Genomic DNA, 22853 nt, shown 5'->3' with positions numbered 1-22853 from the left:
ATGATCCTTTGTAGGGTCATTATTCGTTGCGGGTGAAGCCAGTATCGACGCGGCCTGTAGAGTGATTTACCCCAATTTGGGTAATTTTTTTGTCGACGTTTATTGATCTCACTCACGAAAAAAACGTCGGCGGGTGGAAATTGGTGTGATAACTTTGCAGCATATGAACATACGCTTTCTGACGCTCCCGTAATGAGGAAGACGATAATGACGCCGTTTATGACCGAAGATTTTCTCTTAGATACCGAATTTGCTCGCCGCCTGTACCACGACTACGCAAAAGACCAGCCGATTTTCGACTACCACTGCCACTTACCGCCGCAGCAGGTTGCCGAAAATTACCGTTTCAAAAACCTGTATGACATCTGGCTGAAGGGTGACCACTATAAATGGCGTGCGATGCGTACCAACGGTGTGGCTGAGCGCCTGTGTACCGGCGATGCGACCGATCGCGAGAAGTTTGATGCCTGGGCGGCGACCGTTCCGCACACCATCGGTAACCCGCTTTACCACTGGACGCACCTTGAACTGCGCCGTCCGTTTGGCATCACCGGCAAGTTGCTTTCACCCGCCACGGCGGATGAGATCTGGGACCAGTGCAATGCGCTGCTGGCGCAGGATAACTTCTCCGCGCGCGGCATCATGAAGCAGATGAACGTGAAGATGGTGGGCACCACCGACGATCCGATTGACTCCCTGGAACATCATGCCTTTGTCGCCAAAGACACCTCTTTTGACATCAAAGTGCTGCCAAGCTGGCGCCCGGACAAAGCCTTCAACATCGAACAGGCCACCTTCAACGACTACATGGCGAAGCTGGCGGAAGTGTCCGATACCGATATTCGTCGTTTCGCTGACCTGCAAACTGCGCTGACTAAACGCCTGGATCACTTCGCGGCGCACGGCTGTAAAGTGTCTGACCACGCGCTGGACGTGGTGCTCTTTGCGGAATCAAACGAAGCCGAACTGGACAGTATCCTGGCGCGTCGTCTGTCCGGTGAATCGCTTAGCCAGCATGAAGTGGCGCAGTTCAAAACCGCGGTGCTGGTGTTCCTCGGTGCGGAATACGCCCGTCGCGGCTGGGTACAGCAGTACCACATCGGCGCGCTGCGCAATAACAACCAGCGCCAGTTCAAACTGCTGGGCGCGGACGTGGGCTTCGACTCCATCAACGACCGTCCGTTGGCGGAAGAGCTGTCCAGACTGCTGAGCAAACAGAACGAACAGAACCTGCTGCCGAAAACCATTCTGTACTGCCTGAACCCGCGCGATAACGAAGTGCTGGGCACCATGGTCGGCAACTTCCAGGGCGAAGGGATGCCGGGCAAGATGCAGTTCGGCTCCGGCTGGTGGTTCAACGATCAGAAAGACGGCATGGAGCGGCAGATGACGCAACTGGCGCAGCTGGGCCTGCTGAGCCGCTTTGTCGGCATGCTGACCGACAGCCGCAGCTTCCTCTCTTACACGCGCCACGAATACTTCCGCCGCATTCTGTGCCAGATGATTGGCCGCTGGGTGCATGCGGGTGAAGCGCCAGCGGATCTCCAGCTGCTGGGCGACATGGTGAGAAACATCTGCTTTAACAATGCGCGTGACTACTTCGCCATTGAACTGAACTAAGACCTTCTGAGGTTGATATGCAATACATCAAAATCCATTCGCTGGATAACGTCGCCGTCGCGCTGGCAGATTTAACCGAAGGCACGGAAGTGACCTTTGACAACCAGTTGGTCACGTTACGCCAGGCCATTGGACGTGGACACAAGTTTGCCTTGTTCCCCATTGCAAAGGGGGAGAACGTGGTGAAGTACGGTTTGCCCATCGGACATGCGCTGGCGGATATTGCGCCGGGTGAATATATTCATTCCCACAACGCGCGCACGAATCTGAGCGATCTGGACGAGTACAGCTATCAACCTGATTTACCCGAAGAAAATGTGCAGGCGGCGGATCGTGAAGTGCAGATCTACCGCCGCGCTAATGGTGAGGTTGGGATCCGCAACGAGCTGTGGATCCTGCCGACCGTCGGCTGCGTCAACGGCATTGCGCGTCAAATTCAGACGCGTTTCCTGAAAGAGACCAACAATGCCGAAGGCACCGACGGCGTGCATCTGTTCAGCCACACCTACGGCTGCTCGCAGCTGGGCGATGACCACATCAATACCCGCACCATGCTGCAAAACATGGTGCGCCACCCGAACGCGGGCGCGGTGCTGGTGATCGGCCTCGGCTGCGAAAACAACCAGGTGGATGCCTTCCGCGACACGCTGGGTGAATTCGATCCTGAGCGCGTGCACTTCATGGTGTGCCAGCATCAGGACGACGAAGTAGAGGCGGGCGTTGAGCTGCTGCACCAGCTTTATGAGGTGATGCGCCACGACAGGCGCGAGCCGGGCAGGCTGAGCGAGCTGAAGTTTGGGCTGGAGTGCGGTGGGTCTGACGGCCTTTCCGGGATCACCGCCAACCCGATGCTGGGCCGCTTCTCGGATTACGTGATCGCCAACGGCGGTACGACGGTGCTGACCGAAGTGCCGGAAATGTTCGGCGCGGAGCGCATTCTGATGAGCCACTGCCGCGACGAAGAGACGTTTGAGAAGACCGTTACCATGGTGAATGACTTCAAACAGTACTTCATCGCCCACAATCAGCCGATTTATGAAAACCCGTCGCCGGGTAATAAGGCGGGTGGGATCACCACGCTGGAGGAGAAATCCCTCGGCTGCACCCAGAAAGCGGGCGCCAGCCAGGTGGTGGATGTTCTGCGCTACGGCGAACGCCTGAAAACCCACGGTCTGAACCTGCTGAGCGCACCGGGTAACGATGCGGTCGCCACCAGCGCGCTGGCAGGGGCGGGCTGTCATATGGTGCTGTTCAGCACCGGTCGCGGTACGCCATACGGCGGTTTTGTGCCGACGGTCAAAATCGCCACCAACAGCGAGCTGGCGGCGAAGAAAAAACACTGGATCGACTTTGATGCGGGCCAGCTGATCCACGGCAAAGCGATGCCGCAGCTGCTGACGGAGTTCGTGGACACTATCGTGGAGTTTGCTAACGGCAGGCAGACCTGCAATGAGAAGAACGACTTCCGCGAGCTGGCGATCTTTAAGAGTGGTGTGACGCTTTAATCGGTGCGGCCTGATGCCCTCTCCCACGGGGAGAGGGTACAAACACTAAAAACGGCAACCTCAGGGTTGCCGTTTTGCTGTTAACCTCGCAGGGCATTCTTCGCTAAACGCGCGTCTTCCGCCTGACAGGCCGCTGCGGTGAACAGCACGTCGGTAGAGGAGTTCAGCGCGGTTTCACAGGAGTCCTGCAGCACGCCGATGATGAAGCCGACGGCCACAACCTGCATCGCAATCTCGTTCGGGATGCCAAACATATTGCACGCCAGCGGGATCAGCAGCAGCGAACCGCCCGCCACGCCGGATGCGCCGCAGGCACACAGCGACGCCACCACGCTCAACAGCAGCGCCGTTGGCAGATCCACAGGAATACCCAGCGTATGCACTGCCGCCAGGGTCAGCACGGTGATGGTGATCGCCGCGCCCGCCATGTTCACGGTTGCGCCCAGCGGGATCGACACGGAGTAGGTATCGCGGTCCAGGTTCAGCTTCTCCGCCAGCGCCATGTTCACGGGAATGTTCGCCGCAGAGCTGCGGGTGAAGAAGGCATACACGCCGCTCTCGCGCAGGCAGGTCAGCACCAGCGGATACGGGTTACGGCGGATCTGCCAGAACACCAGCAGCGGGTTGATCACCAGCGCCACCAGCAGCATACAGCCGACCAGAACAACCAGCAGCTGCGCGTAGCCCCACAGCGCGTCGAAACCGGTGGTCGCCAGCGTGGAAGAGACCAGCCCGAAAATACCGACTGGCGCAAAGCGAATCACCAGTTTCACCATAAAGGTGACGGCGTTCGACATATCATTCACCAGGTTTTTCGTGGTCTCGTTGCCGTGACGCAGCGCGAAGCCCAGTCCAATCGCCCAGACCAGAATACCAATGTAGTTTCCGCTCATCAGCGCGGTGATGGGGTTAGAAACCATGCTCATCAGCAGGCCGCGAAGGACTTCGACAATACCGGACGGCGGCGTGATATCACCGGCCGCGCTGGTCAGGTGCAGCGTGGACGGGAACAGGAAGCTGAACACAACGGCCGTTAAGGCCGCAGAGAAGGTTCCCAGCAGATACAGGAACAGAATAGGGCGAATGTTGGTTTTTTGTCCGTGCTGATGGTTGGCAATTGACGCCATCACCAGCATCAGAACCAGTACCGGTGCGACGGCCTTCAGTGCGCCAACGAAAAGGGTACCGAGCAGCCCCGTGGCTTCCGCGGCAGGTTTTGACACCATCGCCAGCAGAATACCCAGTACCAACCCGACCAGAATTTGTTTTACAAGACTGCCCTGCGCCAGGCGCGCGAACAGACCGCGTGATTGTGTGCTCATACGTTATTCCTGAGTGAAATTGCGTTCCATCCTGGATGTGCTCTAAGTCACATTTGTGTCCGGATGTAAGTATTTGTTTGCCTGGTTGAGTATCAGGGAAAGGAGCGAAAGGCGGAAGCGTAAAATGCTGGATTTTACGTGTTGCGTCATATTTTTTAACTGTTGAGTTACAAAAGTGTGTTCACCCTCTCCCTGTGGGAGAGGGTCGGGATGAGGGCATCAGCCCGCACCGAACGTTTTACTCCACCTGCTGCTTCTTATCGTGCTGGCGGTTAACCCAGGTATTGATAAGCAGCGTCACCAGCAGAATGCCGAACACCACGCCAAGCGAGATAGCGATCGGGATGTGGTAGAAATCGACGATCAGCATCTTGATACCGATAAACACCAGGATCACCGACAGGCCGTACTTCAGCATTGAGAAGCGCTCCGCCGCGCCTGCCAGCAGGAAGTACATGGCACGCAGACCGAGGATCGCAAACAGGTTAGAGGTCAGCACGATGAACGGGTCGGTGGTCACCGCGAAGATTGCCGGGATGCTGTCTACGGCGAAAATCACGTCGCTCAGCTCGACCAGAATCAGCACCAGCAGCAGCGGGGTAGCAAACAGCAGGCCGTTCTTACGCACGAAGAAGTGCTCGCTCTCGATCTTGTCGGTCATGCGCAGATGGCCGCGGATCCACTTCACCAGCGGCTTATCGCCGATACCGGTATCGTCTTCTTTCGCCAGCGCCATTTTGACCCCGGTGAACAGCAGGAACGCGCCGAACACGTACAGCAGCCATTCGAACTGGGTAATCAGCCAGCTGCCGGCGAAGATCATGATGGTACGCAGGACAATGGCACCCAGCACGCCGTATACCAGCACGCGGCGCTGCAGGGCCGCAGGCACGGCAAAGTAGCTGAACAGCATCAGCCAGACGAAGACGTTATCAACCGCCAGGGCTTTTTCAATCAGATAGCCGGTGAGGAAGGCGAGCGCCTGAGGATCGGCCACCGCACGGCCTTCGGTCGAGGCCAGATACCACCAGAAGGCGGCGCAGAAAAGGAGTGAGAGGCTAACCCACACCAGCGACCAGACGGCGGCCTGCTTGACGCTCATGCCGTGCTCGCCGCGACGACCCTGCAAAAAGAGGTCGATCGCCAGCATGATGAGCACGACAACCGCGAATCCGCCCCACAGCATTGGAGTGCCGACAGAATGCATACTATTTTCCTTACACATAAAAAACAAAAACGGCTATGGTCAGAAGACGATAGCCGTTAGCTTTTTATGCATAGACCTCGCCTCCCGGCAAGGTCTCACTTACAACCACGAAGGTTGCCCGGCGACCGGATGCGGTTTTGCACGCATCGTAATGACGATCCACCGGCGAAGAAGTTACTCCCCTTTGCAGGTAACAAAATATGTCAGACCATTGGTTTCGTCAATGGTCTGCGCCGTTTCATTACACACCTTTACGCGATAGCTTCCGCGCTCACGCCGTCTGCCGGAAACACTACGCCGGTCTGGCGGCGGATCTCCGTTTGCAGCTTCGCCGTGGCGCGGCTAACCGCGAGGCCAGGGTGATTCACTTCGTTGTCTTCCACCAGACGGGCGAAGACCTCTGCCTCATAGAGCATAGTGTTAATATGCTGAGGCTGCGTCAGCTCCTGCGCTTTCCCGCCGCGCGGCACAAAGCTCACCTTCTGGCATTCGGAGATTTTCTCGATGACCAGCGACCCGGCTTCGCCCTGAATTTCGCTCGGCAACACGGAATCGCTCACCTTGGAGTGCTGCAGGGTGACGCTAAAATCACCGTAATCCAGCACCACCAAACCGTGCGCATCCACGCCGCTCTCAAGCAGGCTGGCGGTGGCCGTGACGCCGTGCGGCTCGCCCCACAGCGCGACCGCAGAGGCCAGGCAGTAAAAACCAATGTCCATGATGGAGCCGTTTGAGAAGGCCGGATTAAAGGTATTCGGGTTTTCGCCGTCGAGATAGCGCTGATAGCGCGACGAATACTGGCAGTAGTTGATAAAGGCTTTACGCACTTTGCCAATTTTCGGCAGGGACTGCTGCAGCAGCAGGAAATTCGGCAGGCTTGCGGTTTTGAACGCTTCGAACAGCACCACCTGATTTTCGCGGGCAAGCGCAATGGCCGCTTCCACTTCCTCAATATTCGAGGCCAGCGGCTTCTCGCAGATCACATGCTTTTTATGGCTGAGAAACAGCGCCGTTTGCGGGAAGTGCAGGGAGTTCGGGCTGGCGATATAGACCGCGTCAATGGCGTCGCTTTGCGCCATCTCATCAAGGGAGGTAAAGAGATGTTCGACGAGGTAGTCGTTAGCAAAACTCTGCGCCTGCTCAAGGCTGCGGGAGTAAACTGCGGTGAGTTTAAGTTTGCCGGTTTCGTGGGCGGCGTCGACGAACTGGCGCGTGATCCAGTTCGTACCAATGACTGCGAAACGTATCATAAACGTTTACGTACTCCGTAGCGGGGAACCTTAAGCCACTTTAGCACGGGATTATTGCAAAACCAGTGCGCTATTCCGCATTACCATTTAACGATAAATGCGTAAGCCACAAACGGGTGTCAAACTCCAGCTGATGGTACTGCGGCTCCATGTGGCAGCACAGGGAATAGAACGCTTTGTCGTGCTCTTTCTCTTTCAGATGCGCCAGCTCATGGACCACGATCATCCGCAGAAAGGCTTCCGGCGCGTTACGGAAAACCGTCGCGACGCGGATTTCGGCCTTCGCCTTCAGCTTGCCGCCCTGCACGCGGGAAATCGCAGTGTGCAGGCCGAGCGCGTTTTTTAGCACGTGGATCTTGTTGTCGTACATCACCTTGTTGATCGGCGGCGCGCTCTTCAGATACCGGTTTTTCAGATCCTGCGTATACTGCCAGAGGGCCTTATCGGTCGCGAAATCGTGCGTGCCGGGATAGCGTTTTTCCAGTACCGCGCCGAGCTTTTGCTCGGCAATCAGGGTGCGAACCTGAGAAAGTAAATGCTCCGGGTAGCCCTGGAGATAAGTTAGTTGGTTCATCAACGCCCCAAATCGACAATAAAACGGGTATACTCACGCACCCTTTTCAGGGATACGCCAAATTTTACCATTCAGGAGGGCCGATGAGCCACTTAGACAACGGTTTCCGTTCACTCAACCTTAAACGTTTCCCGGAAACGGACGACGTTAACCCGCTTCAGGCGTGGGAAGCGGCGGATGAATATCTGCTGCAGCAGTTGGATGAGACTGAAATCCGCGGCCCGGTTTTGATCCTGAATGACGCGTTTGGCGCGCTCGGCTGCGCCCTGGCGGAGCACACGCCTTACAGCATCGGCGATTCCTACTTAAGCGAGCTGGCAACGCGTGAAAACCTGCGCCATAACGACCTCGACGAGTCCAGCGTGAAGTTCCTCGACAGCACCGCGGACTACCCGCAGGCACCGGGTGTGGTACTGATTAAAGTGCCAAAAACCATGGCGCTGCTGGAGCAGCAGCTGCGCGCGCTGCGTAAGGTCGTGACGCCGGAAACCCGCATCATCGCGGGTGCCAAAGCGCGCGATATTCACACCTCGACGCTGGAGCTGTTCGAGAAGGTCCTTGGCCCGACCACCACGACGCTGGCCTGGAAAAAAGCGCGCCTGATCAACTGCACGTTCAGCGCGCCGGAGCTGGCCGACGCGCCGGAGACCCTGAGCTGGAAGCTGGAAGGGACCGACTGGACCATCCACAACCTTGCGAACGTTTTCTCCCGCACCGGTCTGGATATCGGGGCGCGTTTCTTTATGGAGCACCTGCCAGAAAACCTGGAAGGGGAGATCGTCGATCTGGGCTGCGGCAACGGCGTAATTGGCCTGACGCTGCTGGCGAAAAACCCGGAAGCCAGCGTGGTGTTCAGCGACGAGTCGCCGATGGCGGTGGCCTCCAGCCGTCTGAACGTGGAAACCAACATGCCGGAAGCGGTGGATCGCTGCGAGTTTATGATCAACAACGCGCTCTCCGGCGTAGAGCCTTTCCGCTTTAACGCGGTGTTCTGCAACCCGCCGTTCCACCAGAAGCACGCCCTGACGGATAACGTCGCCTGGGAGATGTTCCACCACGCGCGACGCTGCCTGAAAATCAACGGCGAGCTGTACATCGTGGCGAACCGCCACCTGGACTACTTCCACAAGCTGAAGAAGATTTTCGGCAACTGCGTCACCATTGCCACCAATAACAAATTCGTGGTGCTGAAGTCGGTGAAGCTGGGACGTCGTCGGTAAGATTGGGTATGGGCGGCCTGATGCCCTCACCCCAACCCTCTCCCACAGGGAGAGGGAGCAAACACTAAAAACGGCAACGGGGTTGCCGTTTTGCTTTTACCCTGGCCGCCCGACAATGCTCTAGATCTCCAGAGCTAATTTCGTCCCCTGCGCAATGGCTCGCCGCGCATCCAGCTCCATCGCCACGTCGCACCCGCCGATCAAATGCACCGTTTTACCCGCCTCGCGCAGCGGATCGGCCAGATCCCGCTTTGGCTCCTGCCCGGCGCACAAAATTACATGATCCACGCGCAGCAGTTGCGGCTCGCCGCCGATCGTGACGTGCAGACCCTCGTCGTCGATCTTCTGGTAGCTCACCGCCGGGATCATTTTCACCCCGCGCGAGAGCAGGGTGGCGCGGTGGATCCAGCCCGTGGTTTTGCCCAGCCCTTCGCCCGGCTTGCTGGCCTTACGCTGGAGCATTACGATCTGGCGCGGGCTTTTCGGCAGCTGCGGCCCTTCAGGGCGTAATCCGCCGGACTGGCTCAGGCTGGTATCAATGCCCCATTCTACGCAAAACTCGGCAATGTTCTGGCTGGTGGCCTCGCCCGGCTGGCTTAAGTACATGGCGGTATCAAAGCCGATACCGCCGCAGCCGATAATCGCCACCTTCTCGCCAACCGGCGTTTTGTCTCGCAATACATCCAGATAGCTCAATACTTTCGGATGATTGATACCTTCGATCGCAGGCGTTCGCGGCACGATCCCGCTCGCCAGGATCACCTCGTCGAAACCGATCAGATCCGCCGCATTTACAAACTGGTTAAGCCGCAGCTCGACGCCCGTCAGCTCGATCATCCGGCGGTAGTAGCGCAGCGTTTCATAGAACTCTTCTTTGCCGGGGATCTGTTTGGCGATATTAAACTGACCGCCAATCTCCGCCAGCGCATCAAACAGCGTCACGCTGTGCCCGCGCGAGGCGGCGTTCACCGCAAACGCCAGCCCTGCGGGGCCAGCGCCCACAACGGCCAGGCGTTTTTTATTGACCGCCGGAACCACCGGCATTTTGGTTTCATGACAGGCGCGCGGGTTAACCAGACAGGAGGTGACCTTCCCGACGAAGATCTGATCCAGACAGGCCTGGTTACAGCCGATGCAGGTGTTGATCTCATCCGCCCGGCCGCTTTGCGCTTTAGACAGCAGTTCGGCATCCGCGAGGAACGGCCGCGCCATCGACACCATATCGGCGTCGCCGCGTGAAATCACATCGTCCGCCACCTGCGGGTCGTTAATGCGGTTAGTGGTGACCAGCGGAACGGACACTTTGCCTTTCAGCTTCCGCGTCACCCAGCTGAACGCCGCACGCGGCACCGGCGTGGCGATGGTCGGGATGCGCGCCTCATGCCAGCCGATGCCTGTGTTGATAATCGTGGCACCTGCTGCTTCAATCGCCTGCGCCAGCTGCACGGTTTCGTCGAACGTGCCGCCGCCCTCTACCAGGTCGAGCATCGACAGGCGGAAGATGATAATAAAGTCCGCGCCCGCGCGTTCGCGCACCGTGCGCACCACCTCCACGGCAAAGCGCATCCGGCGGGCATAGTCGCCGCCCCATTCGTCGTCGCGCTGGTTGGTGCGTGCGGCGAGGAATTCGTTGATCAGGTAGCCTTCTGAACCCATCACCTCAACGCCGTCGTAGCCCGCCTCGCGCGCCAGCGCCGCGCAGCGGGCGAAGTCGTCAATCAATGCCAGGATCTCATCGTGGGTCAGGGCGTGAGGTTTAAAACGGTTAATCGGAGCCTGAAGAGCCGACGGCGCGACCAGGTTCGGCTGATAGCTGTAGCGGCCGGTGTGCAGGATTTGCAGGGCGATTTTACCGCCCTCGCGGTGTACCGCGTCGGTCACAATGCGGTGGTGCGGCAGCTGTGACGCATCGTTCAGGACCGCGCCGCCCTCCATACCCACGCCGGAAGGCGCAGGGGCCACGCCGCCGGTGACAATCAGCGCCACCCCGTGGCGGGCGCGCTCGGCATAGAAGGCTGCCAGACGCTCGGCCCCGTCCGGATGCTCCTCCAGCCCGGTGTGCATCGACCCCATCAACACGCGGTTTTTGAGTGTGGTGAACCCCAGATCGAGAGGGGCGAATAACGACGGGTAGCGGCTCATAGTCTCTTCCAGTGTAAAATTATTGTTATGTGGTCGGATGAGTTACTAATTTAGCCAGCGGGGAGTAAAAGGGAAAAGGGGAATGCGGTGATTGTGATGGGATTCAAATATTGGTGTGGCCTGATGCCCTCACCCTAACCCTCTCCCTGAGGGAGAGGGGACGTAATCTCCCTCTCCCTCAGGGAGAGGGGCGGGGTGAGGGGGATGTCCGCACCAGCCCCGGAGCCTGCCACATCGACGTCGTCAGCCCGCTGTCCACCAGCCCAAGCTGGTCCGCGTACACCGCCTGCCATTTCTGCATCATGCCGTCGTACAGCTCGCGGTGCTGCGGGTTTGGCGTGAACTCGCGGCTCCACTTCACCAGCCGTTCGCCCGTCGAGGCCATATCCGCAAACAGCCCCGCGCCAGCCCCTGCCGCTATCGCGCAGCCGAGCGCCGTCGCCTCTTTCACTTCCGGCACGCGCACCGGCAGCCCGGTGACGTCGCTTAAGATCTGGCTCCACAGGGCGCCTTTGGAACCGCCGCCTGCAAACACCAGGCTCTCAAATGTCACGCCGGAGAAGCGAGAGATCTGCGCCAGGTTGCAGGCCGAGACGATCGCCGCGTTCTCTTCAAGGGCACGGAACAGCGTCGCTTTGTTGCACTTTTCCGGGTCGATGGAGAGGTTGATAAACGACGGCGCGGCGTGGTACCACTGCTTGAAATGCATCGCGTCGGAGAAGATCGGCATCACCCCGTGGGAGCCTGCCGGTACGCGGCTCGCCATCTCTTCCAGCAGGGAATAGGTGTCCATCCCCATCCGCTCGGCAATCAGCTTCTCCTCCGCGCAGAAGGCGTCGCGGAACCAGCGCATGGTCAGCCCGGTAAAGAAGCTGATCGACTCCGCCTGCGCCATGCCGGGAATCACGTGCGGGTTCACGCGGATGTTCATCTCGGGGTCGGTGCGCACCTGCGGCAGGTTCACCACCTGCTGCCAGAAGGTGCCGCCCAGCACCGCGGTTTGCCCGGCGCGAACTACGCCCAGCCCCAGACAGCCCAGCTGCACGTCGCCGCCGCCCATCACCACCGGGGTGCCCTCGCGCAGGCCGCTCTGCAGCGCGGCCTCTCTGGTGACAGCGCCCAGCACGGTGCCGGTCTCTTTCACCGGGGAGAGGATATCGGCGCGCAGCCCGGCCATGTCGAGCAGCGCCGGACGCCAGTCGCGGGAGAAGAGATCCAGCATGCCCGTCGTGCCCGCGTTAGACGGGTCGACCGCCAGCTCGCCGGAGAGCTTCGCCGCCAGCCAGTCGCTGATCATGGTGATGGTCGCGGCCTTGCGGTAAATATCCGGACGGTGGTGCGCCAGCCACAGCAGGCGCGGCATGGCGCTCAGCGCCAGCGTTTGCCCTGAGACGTCATACACTTCGGATTCAAAACGGTAATCGTGGATCTCTTTGAGTTCGGCCACCTCGCGGCTGGCGCGGGCGTCGACGTTGGCGCAGGCCCAGATGGCCTCGCCGTTGCGGTCGTACAGTACGATCCCTTCGCGCATCGAGCAGCAGGCGACGGACTGAATGTCCGCCGCGCGCAGATGCGCACGCTCCAGCGCCTGATGAATGCACCGGCAGGCCAGCTGCCAGTTGGTTTCGAGGTCGAACTCCATCGACCCCGGCACGTTCTCCACGCTCAGGTGCTTCCACTCGGCCTGGCCGACGGCAATCTGGTTGCCCTGTAAATCGAAAATCACGGCGCGAACGCTGCCTGTCCCTGCATCTAACGATAAAAGGTAACTCATGAGCTTGCCTCGTTGTTAGCGCAGGGCAACCCCGTTACGTCAGGGCCAGCACCGCGCGGGCTGTCGTCTCCTCCGTCACCAGGCCATTGATACGGCGACCCTTCAGTGCGGCATAAATCGCATCGGCTTTCTCTTCCCCTCCGGCCACGCCAACGATGGTGGGCAGCTGCGCCAGTTCATCGAGCGTGACGCCCAGTAATTCTTTATGGATCTCCAGCTCCTCGACGCATTCTCCCTCGGCATTGAGGAAATAGCCGAGAATGTCGCCGACCGCGCCTTTGCGGGCATACATCAGCTGTTCACCTTCGCTGATATAGCCGGATCGCAGTATGGTGGCGTCACGGCGCTGGTTCACCGAACCAATGCCGACCACCGCCACGTCGGCGGCGGTGGCGGCGAGGATCACGTCCCGCACGCTGGTCTCGCGTTTTAAGATCCCGGCCACCTCGGCGGATGACACGCGAAGCGGGGCGGGGATCATGCTGACGCTGCAGGCCGCGTCCAGCTGGCCGATGCCGGTCATATACGGCCCGACGCCGCCGGAGAGCGTCACCAGGCGGATCTGCTGCGAGCTGATAAAGCCGCTCAGGTGCTGCAGGCTGCTCATGGTGGTTTCACCAAACCCCACCGCCAGCAGTTGGCCGGGCTCCAGCACGCCCATCAAGGACTGCGCCGCGCCTATGCCCAGCCGCACGTTCATCGGCGGCGTATTTAACGCGGGCATCACGCGCACCAGCTTCAGGCCAAAGCGCTGCTGTAGCTCGGTCTCCAGCGACAGGCAGCCCTCGTAGCGGGAGTTGATCTGCACGCGGATCACCCCGGACTGCCGACCCTTCTCCAGCAGGCGGGAGATCTTCAAACGCGGCAGCCCGAGCCGCTCGCCGATGTCGTGCTGGGTTAATCCGTCGTGGTAGTAGCACCAGGCCACGCGCGCAACCAGCTCCTCTTCCGCCAGCGCCAGCCCGGCAAACCGTCCTTCTTCCGCAGTGCGTTTATCGCTCATAGTTGAACTCTTATAAAAATTTAGATCATATGTTCGTGATGGCGCGGAGGGAAAGTGTGAGCCACGCGACAAAACGGATCATTTCGATCGTTTCTGGTTTATCTGTATCTCAATCGATAAAACTGTGATCCCTGCACGGTTGTAAATATAGTTCACCGTCTACGCTTTTGAACATTATTAAATCTAAAAATCATTTGTTCAATAGCGGAGCGATGATGACCTCACTTCTCGACGCGCGGAATATCAGCAAACAGTTCTCAGGCGTGCCGGTTCTTAAAGGCATTGATTTCACGCTGTTTGCGGGCCAGGTGCACGCGCTGATGGGCGGAAACGGCGCGGGAAAATCGACACTGATGAAGATCATCGCCGGGGTCGAGACGCCGGACAGCGGTGAACTTTCTGTCGAGGGGCAGTCATATGCGCGGCTCACGCCCGTGCAGGCGCACAGGTTAGGCATTTACCTGGTGCCGCAGGAGCCGCTGCTGTTCCCCAACCTGACGGTGCGGGAAAACATCCTGTTCCGCCTGCCGCGTGAGCGCGATCTGGAAAAGCGGCTGGCGGAGAAACTCCAGCAGCTGCAGTGCCAGCTTAACCTTGATGCCGCCGCCAGCACCCTGGAGGTGGCGGATCAGCAGATGGTGGAGATCCTGCGCGGGCTAATGCGCAACGCGAGGATCCTGATCCTCGACGAACCTACGGCCTCCCTCACACCCGGCGAAACCGAACGGCTCTTTCGCCAGATCCGCGCCCTGCAGGCGCTCGGCGTCGGGATCGTCTTTATCTCGCACAAGCTGCCGGAAATTCGCATGCTTTCGAGCCACGTCTCGGTGATGCGCGACGGTGCGGTGGTGCTGAGCGGCGAAACCGCGCAGTTTGACGATGGCGCCCTGATCGCCGCCATGACGCCGGTCAGCCGGGATAAATCTCTCAGCGATACGCAAAAGCTGTGGCTGGCGCTGCCGGGCAACCGTCGCACCCAGCCGCAGGATTTCCCGGTGCTGCGGGTGGACGATCTCACCGGAGAAGGGTTTATCGATCTTAGCCTTGAGATCTACGCCGGGGAGATCGTCGGCCTGGCCGGGCTGGTGGGATCCGGGCGCACCGAGCTTGCGGAAACGCTTTACGGCCTGCGGCCAGTACGCGGGGGCCGCGTCTGGCTGGAGAATCAGGACATTACAGGCGATCCGGTAAGTTCACGCCTGGAAAAAGGGCTGGTCTACCTGCCGGAAGACAGGCAGGTGTCCGGCCTGTTCCTCGACGCGCCGATCCGCTGGAACACGGTGGCGCTGAACGAGCCGTCTCTCTGGCAGCAGCGCGGGCGGGAGTCTGCGGTGGTGGAGCGCTACCACCGGGCGCTGGGGATCAAGCTCAACCATGCGGATCAAACCGTGCGCACGCTCTCTGGCGGCAACCAGCAGAAGGTACTGCTGGCGCGCTGCCTGGAGGCCAACCCTTTACTGCTGATCGTCGATGAACCGACGCGCGGCGTGGACGTCTCGGCGCGCGCCGACATCTATCAGCTCATTAAAAGCGTGGCGGCGCAGAACGTGGCGGTGCTGATGATCTCAAGCGATCTCGATGAATTTCCCGGCCTCGCGGATCGCGTGCTGGTGATGCATCAGGGCGTACTCAGCGGCGAGCTGCCGCGCCACGCCGTCAGCCTCGACAAGATGATGGCGCTGGCGTTTGGAGGGCAATCATGAAGACCTTACTCAAAAACCGCGAGCTGAGCGCGTTTCTCGCCATTCTGGCGCTGTTCGCCGTGCTGGTGGCGCTGAACCCGTCCTACCTGAGTTTACAGACGCTGGGGATGATCTTCGCCAGCTCGCAGATCCTGATCCTGCTGGCCATCGGTGCCGCGCTGGTGATGCTGACCCGCAATATCGACGTGTCCGTCGGCTCCATCGTCGGGCTGTCCGCCATCGCCGTCGGCGTGGCGCTGAATAGCGGCTACAGCCTGCCGGTTTCCATTCTTTTCGCGCTGTCTATTGGTGCGCTGGCCGGGGCGTTCAACGGGTTCCTGGTAGTGGGGCTGCGCATCCCGGCGATTGTCGCCACCCTCGGCACGCTGGGGCTGTACCGCGGGGCGATGCTGCTCTGGACGGGCGGAAAGTGGATTGAAGGGCTGCCGCCGGGGCTGAAATCCCTCTCTGAGCCAGCCGCCATCGGCATTTCGCCGCTCGGCATGCTGGTATTGATCGTCGCGGCCACAGGCGCGTGGACGCTGTCGCGTACCGCGTTCGGGCGTGATTTTTACGCGGTGGGGGATAACCTCGCCGCCGCGCGCCAGCTGGGCGTGGCGGTGAACCGCACCTGCATGATTGCCTTTACCCTGAACGGCATGCTGGCGGCCTGCGCCGGGATCGTCTTTGCCGCGCAGATTGGCTTTGTACCCAACCAGACCGGCAGCGGGCTGGAGATGAAGGCCATCGCCGCCTGCGTGCTCGGGGGTATTTCGCTGCTGGGCGGCACGGGCACGCTGGTTGGCGCGCTGCTCGGGGCCTTCTTCTTGACCCAAATCGACACCGTGCTGGTGCTGTTCAGGCTCCCGGCGTGGTGGAACGACTTTATCGCCGGGCTGGTGCTGCTGGGCGTGCTGGTGCTCGACGGGCGCCTGCGCCAGGCGCTGGCACGCCATCAGCGGGCGCTGAAGTACGGTCGCTTCCAGCCGGGTAACAAAGGGGGAAAGCACGTCACCCCGTTTCCCAAACGCAAAAAAGAGGTGGCGTAAATGAGGCTTAACTGGGAAAGCGCGCTGCTGATTTTACTGGTGCTGGAGATCCTGCTCTTTGGCGCCATCAACCCGCGCATGCTCGACGTCAACATGCTGCTGTTCAGCACCAGCGACTTTATCTGCATCGGCATCGTGGCGCTGCCGCTCACGCTTGTGATCATCAGCGGCGGGATCGACATCTCCCTCGGCTCGACCATCGGCCTGTGCGCCATCGCGCTGGGCGTGATGATGCAGGCGGGGTGGCCGATGGCGGTCGCCGTTCCGCTGACGCTGCTGCTCGGCCTGCTGTGCGGATTATTTAATGCCGCGCTGATTCACTACACCGGCATCAGCCCGCTGGTTATCACCCTCGGCACGCTCTACCTCTACGGCGGCGGCGCGCTGCTGCTCTCCGGCATGGCGGGGGCGACGGGCTATGAGGGCATCGGCGGCTTCCAGGACAGCTTCACGGCGTTCGCTAACCTCACGGTGCTGGGTCTGCCGATCCCGCTGGTGCTGTTCGCGGTGATTACCGTCTTCTTCTGGCTGATTACCCACCGCGGGCGCTTTGGCCGACATCTGTTTTTAATCGGGCAGAATCCTCGCGCGGCGCGCTATGCGGCGCTGTCGGTGAACGGCATGCCCTACGCGCTGTACGGTCTGGTGGGCGTGGCCTCGGCGATTGCCGCGCTGGTGATGGTCTCCTATTTCGGCTCCGCGCGTTCGGATCTGGGGCGCGATTTGCTCATGCCCGCGCTGACCGCCGCCGTGCTCGGCGGGGCCAATATTTACGGCGGTTCAGGTTCGGTTGTCGGTACGGCGCTGGCGGCGCTGCTGGTGGGCTACCTGCAGCAGGGTTTACAGATGGTCGGCATCCCAAACCAGGTGTCGAGCGCGCTGTCAGGGGCGCTGCTGGTTGTGGTGGTGATGGGACGTTCGCTGAGTCTGCACCGCGAGTGGGTGCGTTCTCTCTTCAGAAAACTATCCGGAGCGTAAGATGAAAACAAAACTGTTTGTCCTGGCAATGGCCCTCAGCTTCGCCTCGGCGCAGGCGGCGGACCGCATTGCCTTTATCCCGAAGCTGGTAGGCGTGGGCTTCTTCACCAGCGGCGGTAACGGCGCAAAAGAGGCGGGGAAAGACCTCGGCGTGGACGTGACCTACGACGGCCCAACCGAGCCGAGCGTCTCCGGCCAGGTGCAGCTCATCAATAACTTCGTCAACCAGGGCTATAACGCCATTATCGTCTCCGCCGTGTCGCCGGACGGCCTCTGCCCGGCGCTGAAGCGCGCGATGCAGCGCGGCGTCAAGGTCCTGACCTGGGATTCCGACACTAAGCCGGAGTGCCGCAGCATCTACATCAACCAGGGGACGCCGGAGCAGCTTGGCGGCCTGCTGGTGGAGATGGCGGGCAAGCAGGTCACTAAACCGAACGCTAAAGTGGCGTTCTTCTACTCAAGCCCCACCGTTACCGACCAGAACCAGTGGGTGAAAGAGGCGAAAGCCAAAATCGAGAAAGATCACCCGCAGTGGCAGATCGTCACCACCCAGTTTGGCTATAACGACGCCACCAAATCCCTGCAAACCGCCGAAGGGATCTTAAAAGCGTATCCGGATCTGGATGCGATCATTGCCCCGGACGCCAACGCGCTGCCGGCAGCGGCACAGGCGGCGGAAAACCTGAAGCGGGAAGGGGTGGCGATTGTCGGCTTCAGCACGCCGAACGTGATGCGCCCGTACGTTGAGCGCGGCACGGTGAAGGCCTTCGGCCTGTGGGACGTGGTACAACAGGGCAAAATTGCGGTCAATGTCGCCGATCGCCTGCTGAAAAAAGGCGATCTTAACGTCGGCGACAGCGTGGACGTAAAAGATATCGGCGCGCTGAAGGTCGAGCCGAACAGCGTGCAGGGCTACCAGTATGAGGCGAAGGGCAACGGCATTGTGCTGCTGCCGGAGCGCGTGGTGTTCACTAAAGGGAACATCAATAAATACGATTTCTGACGGGGGAGCAAATGGCTGATTTAGACGACATCAAAGACGGCAAGGATTTTGGCATCGGCACGCCGCAGCAGAATGTACCGTTCACGCTGAAAGGCTGCGGCTCGCTGGACTGGGGCATGCAGTCCAGGCTTTCGCGCATCTTCAACCCGCAGAGCAACCGCACAGTGATGCTGGCCTTTGACCACGGCTACTTTCAGGGGCCGACCACTGGCCTTGAGCGTATCGATCTCTCCATCGCGCCGCTGTTTGGTGAAACCGACGTGCTGATGTGCACCCGCGGAATCCTGAGAAGCCAGGTGCCCGCCGCGACGAACAAACCGGTGGTGCTACGCGCCTCCGGCGGTAACTCGATTCTGGGCGAGCTGTCCAACGAGTGCGTGGCGGTGGCGATGGAGGATGCCCTGCGCCTGAACGTCTGCGCGGTGGCGGCGCAGGTGTACATCGGCAGCGAGTTTGAGCACCAGTCGATCAACAATATCATCAAGCTGGTAGACGCGGGCGCGCGCTACGGCATGCCTACGCTGGCGGTGACGGGCGTGGGCAAAGAGATGGCGCGTGACGCGCGCTATTTCTCGCTCGCCAGCCGCATTGCGGCCGAAATGGGGGCGCAGTTCGTCAAAACCTACTACGTGGACGAGGGCTTTGAAAAGGTGACCGCCAGCTGTCCGGTGCCGATTGTCATCGCCGGGGGCAAAAAGCTGCCGGAGCACGAGGCGCTGGAGATGTGCTGGCGCGCTATCGACCAGGGCGCGTCCGGCGTGGACATGGGGCGCAATATCTTCCAGTCCAGCGCGCCGCTCGCCATGCTGAAGGCGGTGAAGAAAGTGGTTCACGAGAGCTGGAACGCCCGTGACGCGTTCCAGTTCTGGCAGGAAGAGAAACAGGGAGAAGCGAAATGAACGTGACGTTAGTGGAGATCAACATCAAACCCGAGCGCGTGGACGAGTTTCTGGAGGTGTTTCGCGCCAACCACGAGGGGGCAATCAGGGAGCCGGGGAACCTGCGCTTTGACGTCTTGCAGGATCCAAGGGTGAAAACCCGGTTCTTTATCTACGAAGCCTATAAAGACGAAGAGGCGGTGCTGGCGCACAAGCAAACGCCGCACTATCTGGCGTGCGTGGATAAGCTTGAGGAGCTGATGTCGGAGCCGCGCAAAAAACGCAGTTTTGTGGGGCTGTTGCCGGAGTAGCGGTCATGCCGGGTAAGCGCAAGCGCCACCCGGCGTTGTTCAGGCCAGCTTCAGCTCCGCAAGAATCGCAGCAAGCGCTTCGCGCGGCTCACCCTGAATAGCCTGAAGCGGGAAGGGGAGCGCGGGTGTTTCAACTTTCCCCAGCATTTCTGCCGCTGCTGCCACCACCCGTAAGCTGCCGTAACGACGGAACAATTCCCACAGCGGCTCCAGCCGCTCGGATTGCGCCGCCTCTTTCGAACGCGCAATCGCCAGCGCTGTTTGCGGAAACAACCCGCCGATGACCGAATACCAGACGTCAAACCCGGCCTGCAGGGCAGATGCTGCCCGCCAGTCGCCGGCAATGCCCAGCGTGACGGTATCAGGAAGACGAGCGCGTACCTGCGACAGCTCCTCCGGCACGCGGCCAAGCTTAATGGAGCCCACATTCGGCAGGGCCGCGGTAGCAAATAACAATTCATCGCTAAACGCAAAACCGGTCGTGGCGGGATTATCGTAAATACACAGCGGTACGGAGAGCTGGCGAGTCACCGTTTCATAGAGATTAAACGCTTCATCTTCCGTTAATCGCTGGTACGACACGGGTGCCATCAGCACGCCAGATGCACCTGCCGCTTGCGCGTCGTCAGCCAGACGCAGAATATCGTCCAGCCTAAGTGCGCCGATGCTGACGATGACCGGAACGTCACCAGCATGCTCCACCGCGCAGCGCGTGATTCGGCCGCGCTCTTCAATGGTCAGATAGGCATAACTTCCCGTTGAGCCCAAAATGCCCAGTGAATCCACGCCTGCGTCGACCACGGGGCGCAGAAGATTGATGAAGGACTGCTCGTCAAACATCCCATTTTTCAGGGGCGTTAACGGAAACGCGCTTAATCCGTGAAACATCGTGTTGTCCTCTTACAGCGTCAGCAGCTGGACCTGAGCCGTGGCTCCCGGCATCAGCTGCTGCAGGTTGTTGACCAGCTCCTCTCCTGCCTCTTCCAGTGCCGCAAGCGGCATCGATGGCAGGCTTTCAAGAATAAACCACATGGATTGCGCCTGGCTGTCCAGACGCGTCCGTATCCCCTGGCGCCAGTTCCAGCGGCGGCAGGTGACGCCGAGGTCGTCGCGCCAGATAACCTCACCCGGTTCCGGATGTTCTACCACCGGCAGTCCCTCTTTGAAGGTATCAAACGGCTCGCTGCCGTCGGCCAGCGTCAGACGGGGCGCACCCGAGTACGCCGCGAGATTTTCCCCACCCACCGGAATGGCATAGCGAATGCTCACCGCGTTATAGATATCCACGACCGGATCCAGCGACGGCAGCGAACCGTCTTTCAGCACCCGCTTGCGCAGGGCAGAGGCCGAACAGGGCGTGCGTTTCGGTTTCGCACCGAAGGCTTTAAACACCTCATCCCAGTCAGAAAGGTGTGCATCAGCCCATGGCACATCATCATTCAACACCTGCCGGCAGGCCTGCGCCAGCGCGGCGGGCGCAACCTCCGGGTGGGTAATCGGCGCAGCTTCAACCAGAATGCTCAGTGCCCGAAAGCCCGGGGCAATCCCGGCAAGACGTGAGTCTATTGACGGCGTAACGAGAGACATAAATAATCCTGTATTGACTGTTTTATACCATGGTAGTGACCAATGACTGATAAAGTCAATATAATGACTGCGCAGGGTGCCGATGTTGCCCAGGTAAGCCTGGCCGTGGCGAACCGCATCCGCAACTGGCGGAAAGAGAAAAAGCTGTCGCTGGACGAGCTGTCCCGCCGGGCCAGCGTCAGCAAAGGGATGCTGGTGGAGATCGAAAAGGGCGCAGCCAACCCTAGCATCGCCATCCTGTGCAAGCTGGCCGCCGCGCTCGGCATCTCCGTGGCGGATATCGTCAACGTCTCCAGCGAGCCGCTGGTGCACGTTATCGAAGAAGCGGCGATTCCGGTGCTGTGGCAGGGCGAACAGGGCGGTTACGCCAGGCTGCTGGCAGGCACTGCGGGCCCGGATATGATTGAGTTATGGCAGTGGGAGATGCATCCGGGGGAGTATTTCACCTCGACAGGGCATCCGTCGGGAACCTTTGAGCTGTTGCACGTGAACGAAGGCGTGTTGACGCTGACGGTGGACGAGACGGTGACGCAGGTTAATGCAGGCGCATCGGCGGTGGCGAAAACCGAAGCCGCGCACGGCTATGCGAATGAAGGCGATGCCGTGCTTCGTTTCACCATGACCGTGGCGGAGTTTCACCGTTAAAAAGCAGTCCGGTAGGGGATTATACCGGGCGAGCTCCTTTCAGGAATGATGCTTTTGCAACGTAGCAAGCAGACTGTCTGCACAGTACTGTCTGAGGAGTTTCTCATCCCTCTCAGGCAGGTCGCTTTGAAGAAAGGCGTCCAGACCCTCGGTATCGACACCGTTATAAATAAAAATACGGGCGGGATCGTAAAGCGCCATCGTCTTAATCGACGCATTGGTGGTGATAAGCTTCCTGTTCAGAACCAAAGCTTCCAGCGCGCGAAGCGTTAATCCATTTTGCTCAGGTTTGTTTATTTCCAGCATAACCGAGCAGCGTTTGGCTTTATCTATATTGTCCAGATAGCTGAGTTTTTTATTCTGGCAATTATCGGGGTAGTTATCCTGATTATTGTACTTATCCAGCAGATAAAAATCCGTCTTATAGCCGCTATTTTCGAGCACCGGTGTGAGTGTGCGAAGAACTTCTGCACGAATGGGTTCATAGCCGCCGACAAAAAAGCAGCTTTTATTTTCAGTTGCGCTCTCATTTTGAAATTGCTGAATTTCTTGCCAGCTAAAAGGCAAAAACTGCTCAATCGCATGCAGATCATAGCGCTCGCAATCAGCAGGATCAAAGCTATAAATAGCATCAAAGAAGGGGCGAACGGTGTCGATGTAATACGCATCCTGCGCCAGTTGTCCAAGAAGACGACGTTTGCGCGTCAGGGCATCCACGGAGTCGCGCAGAATCAAAACTTTTTTACACGGCATGCTGGCGACATAATCCAGGAACGGAAAAACGCTATACCCATTACAAATCACAATATCATCGGGTTTTATTGCCGATAATTTAACGGCACAGTGCGCGCGCTTATGCCATTTTTTTAACGCCTGGCCTGGCAGTAGGGCATTGATCGATTTAAAGCGTCGCATAATGCGATTAATTTGCTTGACGGGGTGATCCTTAGCAAGCGAATTAAGCATCATGATTTCGAAAGGATTGACCCATTCCAGGAAAAAATAGCGCATGGTCTCCTCAGGAGAAGATAGCCGAGATAGAGGGGATGATAACTTATTCTGCCAGATGGGTCATTAAACTCCCCCTCGTCCGGAGGGGGAGT

Annotated in this window: 20 protein-coding genes; 10 read left to right on the top strand and 10 right to left on the bottom strand. The window is 59.4% G+C overall.

Going from position 1 to position 22853, the window contains the following annotated elements:
* The first annotated feature begins 207 nt into the window (after positions 1-207).
* Together uxaC and V1603_RS23655 are read left to right on the top strand one after the other, a co-directional pair.
* Positions 208-1620, top strand: a complete 1413-nt coding sequence (gene uxaC, locus V1603_RS23660; RefSeq protein ID WP_233002744.1) for a glucuronate isomerase — start codon at positions 208-210, stop codon at positions 1618-1620.
* A gap of 17 nt (positions 1621-1637) precedes the next feature.
* Complete coding sequence (locus V1603_RS23655; RefSeq protein ID WP_233002745.1) at positions 1638-3125, top strand: altronate dehydratase family protein; 1488 nt, start codon at positions 1638-1640, stop codon at positions 3123-3125.
* 80 nt (positions 3126-3205) lie between these two features.
* On the opposite strand, the gene sstT is transcribed toward V1603_RS23655, so the two are convergent.
* The 4 genes from sstT to V1603_RS23635 all read right to left on the bottom strand — a co-directional run bounded on the left by sstT (position 3206) and on the right by V1603_RS23635 (position 7478).
* Complete coding sequence (gene sstT / locus V1603_RS23650) at positions 3206-4447, bottom strand: serine/threonine transporter SstT (RefSeq protein WP_116342182.1); 1242 nt, start codon at positions 4445-4447, stop codon at positions 3206-3208.
* A gap of 238 nt (positions 4448-4685) precedes the next feature.
* Entirely contained in the window at positions 4686-5654 is a 969-nt protein-coding gene (locus V1603_RS23645) for a TerC family protein (RefSeq protein WP_116342180.1), read from the bottom strand.
* A 251-nt stretch (positions 5655-5905) separates the two neighbouring features.
* On the bottom strand, positions 5906-6904 hold the full coding sequence (locus V1603_RS23640; protein ID WP_395313352.1) for a Gfo/Idh/MocA family protein: 999 nt from the start codon (positions 6902-6904) through the stop codon (positions 5906-5908).
* Positions 6905-6974: 70 nt separating this feature from the next.
* A complete protein-coding gene (locus V1603_RS23635) occupies positions 6975-7478 on the bottom strand; it encodes a YgjP-like metallopeptidase domain-containing protein (protein WP_302220140.1) in 504 nt (167 codons plus the stop codon).
* A gap of 83 nt (positions 7479-7561) precedes the next feature.
* Between V1603_RS23635 and rlmG the strand changes: the two genes are divergently transcribed.
* Complete coding sequence (gene rlmG, locus V1603_RS23630; protein ID WP_163329724.1) at positions 7562-8698, top strand: 23S rRNA (guanine(1835)-N(2))-methyltransferase RlmG; 1137 nt, start codon at positions 7562-7564, stop codon at positions 8696-8698.
* A 120-nt stretch (positions 8699-8818) separates the two neighbouring features.
* Here the strand turns inward: rlmG and V1603_RS23625 are convergent, their stop codons facing one another.
* The 3 genes from V1603_RS23625 to lsrR form a co-directional block, all read right to left on the bottom strand.
* A complete protein-coding gene (locus V1603_RS23625; protein ID WP_395313351.1) occupies positions 8819-10840 on the bottom strand; it encodes an FAD-dependent oxidoreductase in 2022 nt (673 codons plus the stop codon).
* 178 nt (positions 10841-11018) lie between these two features.
* On the bottom strand, positions 11019-12614 hold the full coding sequence (gene lsrK, locus V1603_RS23620; RefSeq protein ID WP_395313350.1) for an autoinducer-2 kinase: 1596 nt from the start codon (positions 12612-12614) through the stop codon (positions 11019-11021).
* Positions 12615-12648: 34 nt separating this feature from the next.
* Complete coding sequence (gene lsrR, locus V1603_RS23615) at positions 12649-13617, bottom strand: transcriptional regulator LsrR (protein ID WP_395313349.1); 969 nt, start codon at positions 13615-13617, stop codon at positions 12649-12651.
* A 215-nt stretch (positions 13618-13832) separates the two neighbouring features.
* Here lsrR and lsrA point away from each other — a divergent pair, with 215 nt between their 5' ends.
* From lsrA to lsrG, 6 genes are read left to right on the top strand one after another with little or no spacing between them, the layout of a single operon-like run.
* The gene (lsrA, locus tag V1603_RS23610) at positions 13833-15320 is read left to right on the top strand and encodes an autoinducer 2 ABC transporter ATP-binding protein LsrA (RefSeq protein WP_395314010.1); all 1488 of its coding nucleotides are present in this window, start codon (positions 13833-13835) and stop codon (positions 15318-15320) included.
* Positions 15317-16348 (top strand): autoinducer 2 ABC transporter permease LsrC, encoded by a 1032-nt coding sequence (gene lsrC, locus V1603_RS23605; RefSeq protein WP_395313348.1) that lies wholly within the window; start codon positions 15317-15319, stop codon positions 16346-16348. Before lsrA ends, lsrC begins: the two co-directional genes overlap by 4 nt.
* A complete protein-coding gene (lsrD, locus tag V1603_RS23600; protein ID WP_395313347.1) occupies positions 16349-17326 on the top strand; it encodes an autoinducer 2 ABC transporter permease LsrD in 978 nt (325 codons plus the stop codon).
* A gap of 1 nt (position 17327) precedes the next feature.
* The gene (gene lsrB / locus V1603_RS23595) at positions 17328-18329 is read left to right on the top strand and encodes an autoinducer 2 ABC transporter substrate-binding protein LsrB (RefSeq protein ID WP_395313346.1); all 1002 of its coding nucleotides are present in this window, start codon (positions 17328-17330) and stop codon (positions 18327-18329) included.
* Between the two features lie 11 nt (positions 18330-18340).
* Positions 18341-19228: a 3-hydroxy-5-phosphonooxypentane-2,4-dione thiolase gene (lsrF, locus tag V1603_RS23590; RefSeq protein WP_166712396.1), complete on the top strand. Its 888-nt coding sequence runs from the start codon at positions 18341-18343 to the stop codon at positions 19226-19228.
* Complete coding sequence (lsrG, locus tag V1603_RS23585) at positions 19225-19518, top strand: (4S)-4-hydroxy-5-phosphonooxypentane-2,3-dione isomerase (protein WP_044597614.1); 294 nt, start codon at positions 19225-19227, stop codon at positions 19516-19518. Before lsrF ends, lsrG begins: the two co-directional genes overlap by 4 nt.
* 39 nt (positions 19519-19557) lie before the next feature.
* On the opposite strand, the gene V1603_RS23580 is transcribed toward lsrG, so the two are convergent.
* Together V1603_RS23580 and V1603_RS23575 are read right to left on the bottom strand one after the other, a co-directional pair.
* The gene (locus V1603_RS23580) at positions 19558-20406 is read right to left on the bottom strand and encodes a dihydrodipicolinate synthase family protein (RefSeq protein WP_395313345.1); all 849 of its coding nucleotides are present in this window, start codon (positions 20404-20406) and stop codon (positions 19558-19560) included.
* 12 nt (positions 20407-20418) lie between these two features.
* Complete coding sequence (locus V1603_RS23575; RefSeq protein WP_316379886.1) at positions 20419-21105, bottom strand: B3/4 domain-containing protein; 687 nt, start codon at positions 21103-21105, stop codon at positions 20419-20421.
* Between the two features lie 42 nt (positions 21106-21147).
* Here V1603_RS23575 and V1603_RS23570 point away from each other — a divergent pair, with 42 nt between their 5' ends.
* Positions 21148-21750, top strand: a complete 603-nt coding sequence (locus tag V1603_RS23570; protein WP_395313344.1) for a helix-turn-helix domain-containing protein — start codon at positions 21148-21150, stop codon at positions 21748-21750.
* A gap of 39 nt (positions 21751-21789) precedes the next feature.
* Here V1603_RS23570 and V1603_RS23565 read toward each other — a convergent pair whose 3' ends face one another.
* Positions 21790-22761: a hypothetical protein gene (locus V1603_RS23565; protein WP_316379888.1), complete on the bottom strand. Its 972-nt coding sequence runs from the start codon at positions 22759-22761 to the stop codon at positions 21790-21792.
* Positions 22762-22853: the final 92 nt, after the last annotated feature.

Origin of the sequence: Enterobacter sp. ECC-219 (genome assembly GCF_043966805.1) — a bacterium.
Classification (GTDB): Bacteria; Pseudomonadota; Gammaproteobacteria; order Enterobacterales; family Enterobacteriaceae; genus Enterobacter; species Enterobacter cloacae_N.
Note: the sequence above shows the minus strand (reverse complement) of the source record. Positions and strands in the feature narration are given on the sequence as shown.

What these genes read in the sequence shown, in the direction of transcription:
- V1603_RS23655 (WP_233002745.1), top strand. Translation starts at nt 1,638, where the DNA reads ATGCAATACATCAAAATCCATTCGCTGGATAACGTCGCCGTCGCGCTG.
- V1603_RS23640 (WP_395313352.1), bottom strand. Translation starts at nt 6,904, where the DNA reads ATGATACGTTTCGCAGTCATTGGTACGAACTGGATCACGCGCCAGTTC.
- V1603_RS23575 (WP_316379886.1), bottom strand. Translation starts at nt 21,105, where the DNA reads ATGTCTCTCGTTACGCCGTCAATAGACTCACGTCTTGCCGGGATTGCC.
- V1603_RS23565 (WP_316379888.1), bottom strand. Translation starts at nt 22,761, where the DNA reads ATGCGCTATTTTTTCCTGGAATGGGTCAATCCTTTCGAAATCATGATG.
- V1603_RS23645 (WP_116342180.1), bottom strand. Translation starts at nt 5,654, where the DNA reads ATGCATTCTGTCGGCACTCCAATGCTGTGGGGCGGATTCGCGGTTGTC.
- lsrF (WP_166712396.1), top strand. Translation starts at nt 18,341, where the DNA reads ATGGCTGATTTAGACGACATCAAAGACGGCAAGGATTTTGGCATCGGC.
- lsrC (WP_395313348.1), top strand. Translation starts at nt 15,317, where the DNA reads ATGAAGACCTTACTCAAAAACCGCGAGCTGAGCGCGTTTCTCGCCATT.
- sstT (WP_116342182.1), bottom strand. Translation starts at nt 4,447, where the DNA reads ATGAGCACACAATCACGCGGTCTGTTCGCGCGCCTGGCGCAGGGCAGT.
- lsrR (WP_395313349.1), bottom strand. Translation starts at nt 13,617, where the DNA reads ATGAGCGATAAACGCACTGCGGAAGAAGGACGGTTTGCCGGGCTGGCG.
- V1603_RS23580 (WP_395313345.1), bottom strand. Translation starts at nt 20,406, where the DNA reads ATGTTTCACGGATTAAGCGCGTTTCCGTTAACGCCCCTGAAAAATGGG.
- lsrG (WP_044597614.1), top strand. Translation starts at nt 19,225, where the DNA reads ATGAACGTGACGTTAGTGGAGATCAACATCAAACCCGAGCGCGTGGAC.
- uxaC (WP_233002744.1), top strand. Translation starts at nt 208, where the DNA reads ATGACGCCGTTTATGACCGAAGATTTTCTCTTAGATACCGAATTTGCT.
- rlmG (WP_163329724.1), top strand. Translation starts at nt 7,562, where the DNA reads ATGAGCCACTTAGACAACGGTTTCCGTTCACTCAACCTTAAACGTTTC.
- V1603_RS23635 (WP_302220140.1), bottom strand. Translation starts at nt 7,478, where the DNA reads ATGAACCAACTAACTTATCTCCAGGGCTACCCGGAGCATTTACTTTCT.
- V1603_RS23570 (WP_395313344.1), top strand. Translation starts at nt 21,148, where the DNA reads ATGACTGATAAAGTCAATATAATGACTGCGCAGGGTGCCGATGTTGCC.
- V1603_RS23625 (WP_395313351.1), bottom strand. Translation starts at nt 10,840, where the DNA reads ATGAGCCGCTACCCGTCGTTATTCGCCCCTCTCGATCTGGGGTTCACC.
- lsrA (WP_395314010.1), top strand. Translation starts at nt 13,833, where the DNA reads ATGACCTCACTTCTCGACGCGCGGAATATCAGCAAACAGTTCTCAGGC.
- lsrB (WP_395313346.1), top strand. Translation starts at nt 17,328, where the DNA reads ATGAAAACAAAACTGTTTGTCCTGGCAATGGCCCTCAGCTTCGCCTCG.
- lsrK (WP_395313350.1), bottom strand. Translation starts at nt 12,614, where the DNA reads ATGAGTTACCTTTTATCGTTAGATGCAGGGACAGGCAGCGTTCGCGCC.
- lsrD (WP_395313347.1), top strand. Translation starts at nt 16,349, where the DNA reads ATGAGGCTTAACTGGGAAAGCGCGCTGCTGATTTTACTGGTGCTGGAG.